Source organism: Actinomadura decatromicini (genome assembly GCF_008121305.1).
Classification (GTDB): Bacteria; Actinomycetota; Actinomycetes; order Streptosporangiales; family Streptosporangiaceae; genus Spirillospora; species Spirillospora syzygii.
Window position 1 is genome coordinate 449,682 of record NZ_VSRQ01000007.1, and the last position, 11,757, is coordinate 461,438.

Here is an 11,757-nt window from a genome sequence, read left to right on the forward strand (position 1 = left end):
GACACACCCCACCGTCCCCACGCCGGGGGAGGTCCCCGTGAAGCCAGGATTCCGCCTGGACGACCGCTACCGCATGGGCCGCCGTCTCGGGCGGCCCGGCCCGGCGGAGGTGTGGGCGGCGCGCGACGAGCTGCTCGCCCGGAGCGTCGCCGTCACCCTCGTCTCCGTCCCGCGGACGCGGCGGGACCTGCGGCGGCGGCTCGGGGACGCCGCCCGCGCCGCCGCCTCCCTCGAACACCCCGCCGTCGTCACCACCTACGACTACGGCGAGGCGGAGGGCGACGACCGCGACGCGCTCGTCTACACCGTGACGGAGTTCCTGGACGGCGAGTCCCTGGCCGCGCGCCTCGCGGGGGGCCGTCCGCCCGTCTGGGAGGCCGTGAGCGTCTGCGCGCAGGTCGCCGACGCCCTGACCGCCGTCCACGCCTGCGGGATCGCACACGGCGATCTGAGGGCCGCGCAGGTGTTCCTCACCGCGGACGGGGTGAGGCTCCTCGGCCTCGGCCTCTCCGGCGCCGTCGCGGACGCCGCCGACGAGGCCGGACCCGAGCCGGACACCGCTGCGGACGGGCCGCCGACGGAGCCGATCGCGCCCGGCCAGGCGGCGGACGTCCGCGCGCTCGGCCTGCTGCTCGCCGAGTGCCTGACCGGCGATCCGGAGGCCGGACCCGGTTCGGCCGCGGCGGCCGGGGTCCCCGCCGACCTGGTCGAGCTGGCCGGGCGCTGCCGCGCCGCCGACCCGGAGGAGCGCCCGGCGGCGGCCGAGGCGGCCCGCGCCCTCGCCCTGGGCGCGGCGCGGACGGCGCGGCCGGTCCCGGACGCGTCCCGCTCCCCCGCCGCGCGCGGGTCGCGGTGGCGCGGGCTCGGCCGGACGCGCCGCGCGCTGCTCCTCGGCGGCGGCGCGGCGGCGGCGCTGGCGCTGGTCCTCGCTCCGCTCGCGGTGATCGTCCCGTCGCTGCCGGACTCGCCGCGCGGGGTGGCCCTGACGCCGCCGCCGGGCGGCGCCACCGCCGTCCCGCCGACCGTCCCGCCGTCGGCCCCCTCGTCGGCCCCCTCGTCCGCCGCGCCTTCCGCCGAGCCTTCCGCTCCGGTGACCCGGTCGCCGGTTCCGCCCGCGCCGCCGTCGCCCATGGCCGTCCCGGCGGGGACGCGCGCGGCGGCGGTGAACGCGCTCGTCCGGCTGCGGCGCGCGATCGACGTGGGCATCGCCGCGGGCGAGGTCGGGGCGCGGTTCGGCGGCGACTTCGCCACCCTGGTCACGACGCTGCTGAACCAGGTGGACGGCGGCGAGAAGGTGAGCCTCGGCCCCCGCGTCGCGGAACTGCGCGCGGCCCTCGCCGGACGCGCCCCCGGCGACGTGGCGCCGGACCGCGCCGCACGCCTCACCCGGCTGCTCGCCGAAGTCCCCGCAGGTCCCTGACCGGCCGCGGGGACGGGCCTCGCTGAGACGAACATCACAGGCGGCGAGACGACCTCGAAGGCGCCTCACCGCGCCCACCTGATCCGTATTTGATTCTAGAATTCTGTTCGGGCTAGGTTGGCGACCCGTCGGGTCAGGCACTGAAAGGGGCACCGCGTGCGCCGCACCCTGTTCAACGAGGACCACGAGGCGTTCCGGGCGATGATCAGGTCGTTCGTCGAGGCCGAGGTCGTGCCCGTGTACGGCGAGTGGGAGGACGCCGGGCACCCGCCGCGCGACTTCTACCGCAAGCTCGGGGAGCTCGGCGTGCTCGGCGTGCAGGTGCCCGAGGAGTACGGCGGCGGGGGCGAGACCAGCTTCAAGTACCAGGCGGTCGTGTCCGAGGAGTGCGCCCGCGCCGGGGTGAGCTTCGGCGGCTACGGGGTGCACGTCAACCTCGTCCTGCCCTACTTGCTCAAGTACGGCTCGGAGGAGCAGAAGAAGCGGTGGCTGCCGCCGTTCGCGTCCGGCGAGATGATGACGGCGATCGCGATGACCGAGCCCGGCACCGGGTCCGACCTCGCCGGGATGAGGACGACCGCGCGGCTCGACGGCGACCACTACGTCCTGAACGGCGCGAAGACGTTCATCACCGGGGGCGTCCTCGCCGACCGGGTGCTCGTCGTCGCGCGCACCTCGCCCGCCGGGCCGGAGAACCGCCGGGCCGGGCTGTCGATCCTCGCGGTCGACACGAAGAGCGAGGGCTACGCCGTCGGACGCAAGCTGGAGAAGATCGGGCTCCGCAGCTCCGACACCGCCGAGCTGTCGTTCACCGACGTGCGCGTCCCGGTCGAGGACCTCCTCGGCGAGGAGGGGCGCGGCTTCGAGTACCTCACCCACAACCTGGCCGAGGAGCGGCTCGGCATCGCGACCAGCTCGTACGCGTCCGCGGCGGCGGCCGTGGAGTTCGCCCGCAAGTACGTCCAGGAGCGGACCGTCTTCGGCAAGACGGTGTCGTCCTTCCAGAACACCAAGTTCGTCCTCGCCGAATGCGCCACCGAGGTGGAGGCGGCCCGCTCACTCGTGGACCGCTGCATCGAGGCCCTGGACGCCGGGGAGCTCACCCCCGCCGACGCCGCCGTGTGCAAGCTGTTCTGCACGGAGGTGCAGGGACGGGTCGTCGACAAGTGCCTCCAGCTGCACGGCGGCTACGGCTACATGCTGGAGTACCCGATCGCGCGCTTGTACGCGGACGCCCGCGTCACCCGCATCTACGGCGGCACCAGCGAGGTGCTCAAGACCATCATCGCCAAGGACCTCCAGGTCTGACGGGGCTTCCCCGGCTGACGGTCAGTAGCAGCGGGCGGCGGCGAGCTGCCGTGACAGGACGCCCGGCGCGTCCACCAGGGACGGGCCGTACCAGGTCAGGTACCGGCCGTTGACGAGCGCTACGTCGAGGCCGGGGAACGACTCGGGGCCGTCGTCCGCGGTGAAGCGGTAGGGCTCGTCCGGCAGGACGACGAGGTCCGCGCCCGCCGCGTTCAGCTCGTCCAGCGGGACCTTCGGGTAGCGCTCGGCGTGTTCCGCGTACACGTTGGACACCCCCAGCCGGGACAGCACGTCGCCGGTGAACGTGTCGCGCCCGACCACCATCCACGGCCGCCGCCACACCGGGACGACGGCCGCGCGCCGCCCGTCCGGCGTCACGTCCGACCAGGCGCGGGACGCCTCGTCCAGCCAGCCGGGCACCGGCACCCGGCACGCCTCTTCGAGGACGCGGCGCAGCGACGCCAGGGCCTCGTCCACGGTGCGGATCTCGGTCATCCACACCGGGACGCCCGCCGCCCGCAGCGCCGCCACGTCCGACGGACGGTTCTCCTCGGTGTTGCCGAGCACGACGTCCGGGCGCAGTTCCACGATGCGCTCCACGTCGGGATTCTTCGTGCCCCTCACCCTCGGCACGTCCAGCCCCGCCGTGTGCGTGCACCAGTCGGTCGCGCCCGCCAGGAGACCGGGCGCGGTGACCGCGACAGTCTCCGTCAGCGACGGCACGATCGACACGACCCGCCGCACCCGCTCCGGCACAGGAACCGGAACACCGGTGTCGTCAACACCAAACGTCATACGCGTTCCCTATGGGGGCGATGCCCCACGCCCCCCGGTTCGCTCCGCTCATACGTTGCGGCGGTACTGCCCGCCCACCTCGAAGAAGGCGTCGGTGATCTGCTGGAGGCTGCACACGCGGGCCGCGTCCATCAGGACGCCGAACACGTTCTCGCCGGAGCGGGCCGCGTCCTTCAGCCGGGCGAGCGCGTCCTCGGACTCCCCGGCGTGCGTCCGCTGGTAGGCGTGCACGCGGTCGAGCTGGGAGCGCTTCTCGTCCTCGGTGGCGCGGGCCAGCTCGATCGTGTCCGGCGTGCCGTCCCCGGCGCCGGGGGCGCGGAACGTGTTGACGCCGACGATCGGCAGGGAGCCGTCGTGCTTGCGCTGCTCGTACAGCATCGACTCGTCCTGGATGCGGCCGCGCTGGTAGCCGGTCTCCATCGCGCCGAGCACGCCGCCGCGCTCGCTGATGCGGTCGAACTCGGCGAGGACGGCCTCCTCCACCAGGTCGGTCAGGTCGTCGATGATGAACGACCCCTGCAGGGGGTTCTCGTTCATCGCGAGGCCCCACTCGCGGTTGATGATGAGCTGAATGGCGAGGGCCCGCCTCACCGACTCGGCCGTCGGGGTCGTGACGGCCTCGTCGTAGGCGTTGGTGTGCAGGCTGTTGCAGTTGTCGTAGATGGCGATGAGGGCCTGGAGCGTCGTGCGGATGTCGTTGAAGTCCATCTCCTGCGCGTGCAGGGAACGGCCGGACGTCTGCACGTGGTACTTGAGCTTCTGGCTGCGCTCGTTGGCGCCGTACCGGTCGCGCATAGCCACGGCCCAGATGCGGCGGGCGACACGTCCGAGGACGCTGTACTCCGGGTCCATCCCGTTGGAGAAGAAGAACGACAGGTTGGGCGCGAAGTCGTCGACGTCCATTCCGCGCGCCAGGTACGACTCGACGTAGGTGAACCCGTTCGCGAGGGTGAACGCGAGCTGGCTGATGGGGTTCGCCCCGGCCTCCGCGATGTGGTACCCGGAGATCGACACCGAATAGAAATTGCGGACCTTGTTGGCGATGAACCATTCCTGGATGTCGCCCATCATCCGCAGTGAGAACTCGGTGGAGAAGATGCAGGTGTTCTGGCCCTGGTCCTCTTTGAGGATGTCGGCCTGGACGGTCCCGCGCACGGTCGACAGCACCCGCGCCCGGACGGCGGCGGCCTCCTCCTCGGTCGGCTCCCGCCCGTGCTCCTCGTAGAAGGCGTCCAACCCCTGGTCGATGGCGGTGTTGAGGAAGAACGCCAGGATCGTGGGCGCGGGGCCGTTGATGGTCATCGACACCGACGTCGTCGGCGAGGAGAGGTCGAACCCGTCGTAGAGGGCCTTCATGTCGTCGAGCGTGGCGATCGACACGCCGGACGTGCCGACCTTGCCGTACACGTCGGGACGCTCGTCCGGGTCGCGCCCGTACAGCGTCACCGAGTCGAACGCGGTGGACAGCCGCGTCGCGGGCTGCCCCTCCGACAGCAGCTTGAAGCGGCGGTTGGTGCGGAACGGGTCGCCCTCGCCCGCGAACATGCGCGCCGGGTCCTCGTTGTCGCGCTTGAAGGGGAACACCCCGGCGGTGAAGGGGAACCGTCCGGGCAGGTTCTCGTTGCGGAGGAACCGCAGCAGCTCGCCGTGGTCGGTGAAGCGCGGCAGCGCGACGCGCGGGATCCGGCTGCCGGACAGCGACTCGCGGGTCAGCCTGGTGTGCAGCTCCTTGTCGCGGATCCGGACGACCTGCTCGTCGCCCGAGTACGCCTCGACGACGGCGGGCCACTCGTCGAGCAGCGCGGCGTTCGCCGGGGCGACGTCGCGGCGGGCCTTCTCCAGCAGCGCCTCGACCTCGGCGCCGTCGGTCAGTTCGGCGCGCACGTCGTCCAGCCGCTGGACGCGCCGCACCGCCGCCATCTGCGCGACCGTGTCGGCGTGGTAGCCGCGGACCGTCTCGGCGATGTCGGACAGGTACCGCACCCGGCCCGGCGGGATGACGGTCGCCGCGCTGGTCGAGACCTTCGTCGCGACCGCCGGCAGGACGCCGTCCGCCAACGGGAGGCCGTGCTCGGCGAGGAGCCCGCCGAGGTGCTGGTAGAGCGCGGTCACGCCGTCGTCGTTGAACGTGGCGGCGCTGGTCCCGAACACGGGCATGTCGTCGGGCTTCTTGCCGAACGCCTCCCGGTTGCGGACGAGCTGGCGCCCCACGTCGCGCAGCGCGTCGGCCGCGCCGCGCCGCTCGAACTTGTTGATCGCGACCACGTCGGCGAAGTCGAGCATGTCGATCTTCTCCAGCTGGGACGCGGCGCCGAACTCGGGCGTCATCACGTACAGCGACACGTCCACCAGCGGGACGATCGCCGCGTCCCCCTGCCCGATGCCGGGCGTCTCCAGGATGACGAGGTCGTACCCGGCGGCCTTGCAGGCGTTGACGATGTCCTCGATGTTCTCGGGCAGCTCGCGCGCGCCGCGGGTGGCGAGGGAGCGGAAGAAAACGCGGTCGCCGTCCAGGGAGTTCATCCGGATCCGGTCGCCGAGCAGCGCGCCGCCGCCGCGCCGCCGCGTCGGGTCGACGGCGATGACCGCGACGCGCAGCTCGTCCCGCTGGTCGACGCGCAGCCGCCGCACCAGCTCGTCGGTGAGGGACGACTTGCCGGACCCGCCCGTCCCGGTGATGCCGAGCACGGGGACGCTCCGCCGCCCGGCCGCCTCCGCGAGCAGCGCGCGGTCGGCGTCGGGGAGCTTGCCGGCCTGGAGGCAGGTGATCGCGCGGGCGAGGGCGCGCCGCTCCCCCGCGACGACCTGGTCCGCCGGGACGGGCTCGGCGGCGAGGTCGACGTCGCACTCCCGCACCAGCTCGTTGATCATGCCGGGCAGGCCGAGCCGCTGGCCGTCCTCGGGCGAGAAGATCCGCACCCCGGCGCCGGACAGCCGCGCGATCTCCTCGTGGACGATCACCCCGCCGCCCCCGCCGAACACCTTCACGTGCTCGGCGCCCGCCTCCTTCAGGCTGCGCGACAGGTACTCGAAGTACTCGACGTGCCCGCCCTGGTAGGAGCTGATCGCGACGCCCTGCGCGTCCTCCTCCAGGACGGCGTCGACCACCTCGCGGACCGCGCGGTCGTGCCCGAGGTGCACGACCTCGGCGCCCTGCGACTGAAGGATGCGGCGCATGATGTTGATCGCCGCGTCGTGGCCGTCGAACAGCGCCGCCGCCGTCACGAACCGCACCGGGTGCTCCGGCGCGTGCAGGTCCCCCGTCACCGTCTCCACCTCGACCCTTGGACATCCAATATTTGGAAGTTAAAATAGTTTGCGTGCGCCACCAGGTCAAGACCACATACGGTGGGGCGGTGCCCGACACCCCCGACCCGATCGCCGAAGCCCACCGCCAGTGGAGCGCCCGCTGGCCCGAGCACGCCGACCACATGGCCGCCGTCACCTCGGTGATGCGGGCGCAGCAGCTCCTGCTGAGCCGGATCGAGGCCGTCCTCAAGCCGTACGGGCTGACGTTCGCCGCCTACGAGGCGCTGCGGCTGCTCGCCTTCGCCCGCACCGGAACGCTCCCGATGGGCAAGATGGGCACCCGGCTCATGGTGCATCCCGCGTCCGTCACCAACGTGATCGGACGGCTGGAGCAGCGCGGACTCGTCGCCAGGCGGTCCTGGCCGGACGACCGGCGGGTCGTCCTCGCCAGCATCACCCCGGCCGGGCGCGAGCTGGCCGAGGAGGCGACGCTCGCGCTGAACGAGTCCGGGTTCGGCATCCCCGACCTGCCCGCCGAGCAGGCCGCCGACATCACCACCGCGCTCCGCGCCGTCCGCGTCTCCGCCGGCGACCTCGACTGACGTCCCGCCCCGCGGGCTTCGGGCGTTCCCGGGCTCCCCCTGCCCGGTCGTCCGGAAACGGATCCCATATCCTGCGGATCACACGACGGCGTGGGCGAGGAGGCCCGATGGCGGATTCGCAGGCGATGACGTACGGCGGCTATCTGCGGCTCGATGATCTCCTGGACTGCCAGGAGCCGAAGACCGCGGCCCACGACGAGATGCTGTTCGTGATCATTCATCAGGTCTACGAGCTGTGGTTCAAGCAGATCCTGCACGAGGCGGCCCTCCTGCAGCGCCGCCTTGAGGACGGCAACAGCGCCGGGTCGCTGCACACCGCGCGCCGCATCGCCAAGATCCTCAAGACGGTGGTCGGGCAGCTCGACGTCCTGGAGACGATGACGCCCCGCCAGTTCGCCGCGTTCCGGGACGTCCTCGGCAGCTCCAGCGGGTTCCAGAGCGAGCAGTTCCGGGAGATCGAGGCCGTCCTCGGGCGGCGCTCCTTCCCCGCCTCCGACCTGCGCGGCGACGAGCGGCTCCAGGCGGCGGTGGCGCGCCCGTCCATGTTCGACTCGCTGCTGCGCTACCTCGCCAAGCACGGGTACGAGGTGCCGCCCGAGGTCATCGAACGCGACACGTCCCAGCCGTGGGAGCCGGACGAGTCGGTGCAGAAGGCGCTCCTCGCCGTCTACGCGGACGAGTCGAGCCCCGCCGCCGAGGTGTGCGAGGGCCTCGTCGACGTCGACGAGGGCGTCCAGGAGTGGCGGTACCGGCACCTGAAGATGGTGGAGCGGACGATCGGCGCGAAGCTCGGCACCGGCGGCTCGGCGGGCGCCGACTACCTGCGCCGCACCCTGTTCGCGCCCGCGTTCCCGGACCTGTGGGAGGTCCGCTCCCGGACCGAGGAGGCCCCCGTCCATGGCGCGTGACGGCTCCGCCCGCGAGCCCGGCGGCGAGCGGGTCGCGATCGTCGGCGCGGGCCTCGCGGGCTGCCTGCTCGCGGTGCTGCTCGGCCGGCGGGGCGTCCCGGTGACGGTGTACGAGCGGCGCCCCGACCCGCGGATCGCCGGCGCCGAGCGCGGCCGGTCGATCAACCTCGCGATCTCCGCGCGCGGCCTCGCCGCGCTGGAGCAGGTCGGCCTGCGCGACCACGCGCTCAAGCAGGCGCTGCCCATGCACGGGCGGATGGTTCACCCGGCGCGCGGCGCGCAGAACTTCCAGCCCTACAGCGCGGACGGCGAGCGCGCCATCAACTCCATCAGCCGCGGCGAGCTGAACCGGGCCCTGCTGGAGGCCGCGGACGGCACGCCCGGCGTGACGCTGCGGTTCTCCCAGCGGGTCGCCGGCGTCGACGTCGACGCGGGCATGGTTCTCCTGGAGGGGGCCAACCCCGAGCCCGCGGACGTCGTCCTGGCCGGGGACGGGGCGTACAGCGCCGTCCGCCGCTCCCTCCATCTGGACGAGGACGCCGACTTCCTGGCGCACGGGTACAAGGAGCTGACGATCCCGCCGCGGGACGGCGGGTTCGCGCTCGACCCGGACGCGCTGCACATCTGGCCGCGCGGCACGTCCATGATGATCGCGCTGCCGAACCTCGACCGGTCGTTCACCTGCACCCTGTTCTGGGACAAGGACGACTTCGCCGCGCTCGACACGCCGGAGAAGGTCACGGCGCGCTTCGAGGACGAGTACCCGGACGTCGCGGGCCTGATCCCGGACCTCGCCGACGACTTCGCGCACAACCCGGTCGGGTCGCTCGTCACCGTCCGGTGCTGGCCGTGGACGCGGTACGGCGACGGCGCGGTCGTGGCGCTGCTCGGGGACGCGGCGCACGCGATCGTCCCGTTCTTCGGGCAGGGCGCCAACTGCGCGTTCGAGGACTGCATCGAGATCGACCGGTGCCTCACCGAGACCGGCGGCGACTGGGCCCGCGCCCTGTCGCTCTACCAGGAGCGGCGCAAGGCCAACACCGACGCGATCGCCGAGATGGCGCTGGACAACTTCGTCGAGATGCGCGACCGCGTCTCGTCCCGGGTGTACCGGGCGAAGCAGGCGGCGACGCACGCGCTGGAGCGGCGGCTCGCGGGCCGGTACGTGTCCCGGTACGAGCTGGTGTCGTTCTCGACCGTCCCGTACGCGGAGATCCCGGCGCGGATCCGGCGGCAGAACCGCGTCCTCGGCCTGGCCGTCGCGGGCGCGGCGGGCGCGCTCGGGCTGGCGGGCCTGCTGCGCCGCCGGAGGTCCTGACGAGGGGGCCGGCGGAAGGGACTAGCGGGCGGCGCGGCGGGTCGCGAGCAGGTCGGCGACGGCCGCGGCCAGCGCCGCCAGCACGAACCCGAGGATCACGATCAGGCCGTGCCGGAACGAGGCGGCCCAGTCGCCGCGCGTCCCGGCGAGGGCGGCGAAGAACACCGACCCGACCGCGGCGATGCCCGTCGCGGTCCCGACCCGCTGCCCGGTCTGCAGGACGCCCGCCGCGCTGCCGCCCTCGGTGTAGTGCACCTCCGACAGCGTGATCGTCTGGTTGGGCGCGATGACGAGGCCGCTGCCGAGCCCCGCGAGGAGCAGCGGGCCCGCCGTCGCCCACGCCACGCCCCGGCCGGGCACCAGCTCGACCGCGACCCACGCGGCGGCGAGCCCGACAACGACGATGACGAGCCCGGCGGCGACGAGCGGGCGGCCGAACCGCGCGACGACCCGTCCCCCGGCGGCGGACGCGACGCCCGACCCGACCGCGAACGGCGTGATCGCGAGGCCCGCCTCCAGCGCGCTGTAGTGGAGGCCGTTCTGCAGGTAGAGGGTGAAGATGAAGAAGATCGCGGTGAACCCGGCAAAGTACAGCAGCGCGATCGCCGTGCCGAGCGCGTAGGAGCGCAGCCGGAACAGGGCGAGGTCGACCATGGGCGTCGCGGCGCGCCGCTCCCACGCGGTGAACAGGGCGATCAGCACGGCGCCCGCGAGGATCAGCAGCCACTTCAGGTCGCTGTGCCAGCTCTGCTCCTGCACAAGCGGCAGAAGGACGCACACCACGCCCGCGCCGAGCAGCAGGACGCCGAGCGGGTCAAGGCCCTGCCGCTCCCCGTAGACGGGGGCGGGCAGCAGCCGCCACGCCAGCACCAGCGCGATCACGCCGACCGGGACGTTGACGTAGAACACCCAGCGCCAGCCCTCGGCCGGGCCCGCGACCGCGATCAGACCGCCGCCGAGCAGCGGCCCGACGGCGGTCGCGATGCCGATGACGGCGCCGAGCGCGCCGAACGCCCGGCCCCGCTCCGCGCCCCGGAACAGCTGCTGGATCAGCCCCGCGACCTGCGGGTTCAGGATGCCGCCCGCGACGCCCTGGACGAGCCGCGCCAGCACCAGGAACAGGATCGTCGGCGCGATCCCGGCCGCGGCGCTCGCCAGCGTGAACAGCGCAAGCCCGGCCATGAACACGGCGCGGCGGCTGCGCGCGTCGCCGAGCCGCCCGGACGGCACCAGGACGAGGCCGAACGTCAGCGCGTACCCGGACAGGATCCACTGGAGCTGCGCGTCGGAGGCGTCCAGGCCGTCCCGGATCGACGGCAGCGCGACGTTGACGATGCTGACGTCCAGCAGCGTCATGAACGCGGCCACGAGGCAGACAGACAGCGCCTGCCAGCGCCGCCGCCGCGTCTCGCGCTCGTCGGAGTCGGTCGCCTCGGTCGGCACGGCAGGCTCCTTTCCGGCGATCACGGGGACGAAACGCCGGGGCGCGCGACCGTGTCCGGACGTGCTGTGGAACAGTTGCGCCATGCCCGACTCCGGCCAGGGGGCCGTCCCCGACGAGACGCAGCGCGACGAGATGCAATGCTCGGCGAAGGGCTGCCGCGCGGACGCCGTGTGGGCGCTGCGCTGGAACAACCCGAAGATCCACACGCCGGACCGGCGGAAGGTGTGGCTCGCCTGCGACGAGCACCGCGAGAGCCTGTCGGCGTTCCTCGGCCGCCGCGACTTCCTGAAGGACGTGGTCCCGGTGGCCGACCTCGACGCGCCTCCCGACGGCCGCTGACCGGCGTCCGGGCCCGCGGGCCCCGGCGGGTCAGGCTTCGCCGAGCACCCGCTCCCCCGCCGGTCCGGGCACGTCGGGCGTCCCGGCGGCGCGGCCGGCGGCGTCCGGCCAGCCCTCGGCCATCTCGGTGAGGCGGGCGGCGGCGTCCCGCGCGGGCGCGCCGCGCCCGACCGCTAGGCCGAGCAGGTAGGCGGTCAGCGGCGCGCCGGGGCGGGCGACGCCGTGCGCGACGTCGCGGGCGAGGTCCAGCACGAGGTCGCGGTCGATGTCGCCGCGGTCGAGGCCCAGTTCGAGGCAGGCCGCGTTGATCCAGTCCTCCAGCACGGACATGGGTCCTCCTTGTGGCGTCGTCCGGGCGGATCTGCCCGTTCTCG

At 73.4% G+C, this 11,757-nt stretch carries 10 protein-coding genes; 6 read left to right on the forward strand and 4 right to left on the reverse strand.

What is annotated here, in order from left to right; translation table 11 throughout:
• Window positions 1-37: 37 nt before the first annotated feature.
• Both FXF68_RS32065 and FXF68_RS32070 read left to right on the forward strand, forming a co-directional pair.
• Window positions 38-1,420 (forward strand): serine/threonine-protein kinase, encoded by a 1,383-nt coding sequence (locus FXF68_RS32065; RefSeq protein ID WP_148765826.1) that lies wholly within the window; start codon window positions 38-40, stop codon window positions 1,418-1,420.
• Window positions 1,421-1,576: 156 nt separating this feature from the next.
• Window positions 1,577-2,728, forward strand: a complete 1,152-nt coding sequence (locus FXF68_RS32070; protein WP_148765828.1) for an acyl-CoA dehydrogenase family protein — start codon at window positions 1,577-1,579, stop codon at window positions 2,726-2,728.
• A gap of 21 nt (window positions 2,729-2,749) precedes the next feature.
• On the opposite strand, the gene FXF68_RS32075 is transcribed toward FXF68_RS32070, so the two are convergent.
• Complete coding sequence (locus tag FXF68_RS32075) at window positions 2,750-3,523, reverse strand: helical backbone metal receptor (protein ID WP_148765830.1); 774 nt, start codon at window positions 3,521-3,523, stop codon at window positions 2,750-2,752.
• 48 nt (window positions 3,524-3,571) lie between these two features.
• The gene (gene icmF / locus FXF68_RS32080) at window positions 3,572-6,790 is read right to left on the reverse strand and encodes a fused isobutyryl-CoA mutase/GTPase IcmF (protein WP_148765832.1); all 3,219 of its coding nucleotides are present in this window, start codon (window positions 6,788-6,790) and stop codon (window positions 3,572-3,574) included.
• A gap of 89 nt (window positions 6,791-6,879) precedes the next feature.
• Between icmF and FXF68_RS32085 the strand changes: the two genes are divergently transcribed.
• The 3 genes from FXF68_RS32085 (at window position 6,880) to FXF68_RS32095 (ending at window position 9,600) form a co-directional block, all read left to right on the forward strand.
• Window positions 6,880-7,374, forward strand: a complete 495-nt coding sequence (locus FXF68_RS32085) for a MarR family transcriptional regulator (protein WP_246179059.1) — start codon at window positions 6,880-6,882, stop codon at window positions 7,372-7,374.
• Between the two features lie 107 nt (window positions 7,375-7,481).
• Window positions 7,482-8,282: a tryptophan 2,3-dioxygenase gene (locus FXF68_RS32090; protein ID WP_148765834.1), complete on the forward strand. Its 801-nt coding sequence runs from the start codon at window positions 7,482-7,484 to the stop codon at window positions 8,280-8,282.
• Window positions 8,272-9,600: an FAD-dependent oxidoreductase gene (locus FXF68_RS32095; RefSeq protein ID WP_148765836.1), complete on the forward strand. Its 1,329-nt coding sequence runs from the start codon at window positions 8,272-8,274 to the stop codon at window positions 9,598-9,600. Before FXF68_RS32090 ends, FXF68_RS32095 begins: the two co-directional genes overlap by 11 nt.
• A 21-nt stretch (window positions 9,601-9,621) precedes the next feature.
• Here FXF68_RS32095 and FXF68_RS32100 read toward each other — a convergent pair whose 3' ends face one another.
• On the reverse strand, window positions 9,622-11,043 hold the full coding sequence (locus tag FXF68_RS32100) for a DHA2 family efflux MFS transporter permease subunit (protein WP_246179060.1): 1,422 nt from the start codon (window positions 11,041-11,043) through the stop codon (window positions 9,622-9,624).
• A gap of 82 nt (window positions 11,044-11,125) precedes the next feature.
• Between FXF68_RS32100 and FXF68_RS32105 the strand changes: the two genes are divergently transcribed.
• Window positions 11,126-11,383, forward strand: a complete 258-nt coding sequence (locus tag FXF68_RS32105; RefSeq protein WP_148765840.1) for a hypothetical protein — start codon at window positions 11,126-11,128, stop codon at window positions 11,381-11,383.
• A gap of 30 nt (window positions 11,384-11,413) precedes the next feature.
• Here FXF68_RS32105 and FXF68_RS43265 read toward each other — a convergent pair whose 3' ends face one another.
• Window positions 11,414-11,713: a DUF6457 domain-containing protein gene (locus FXF68_RS43265; protein WP_222870167.1), complete on the reverse strand. Its 300-nt coding sequence runs from the start codon at window positions 11,711-11,713 to the stop codon at window positions 11,414-11,416.
• Between the last annotated feature and the right edge of the window lie 44 nt (window positions 11,714-11,757).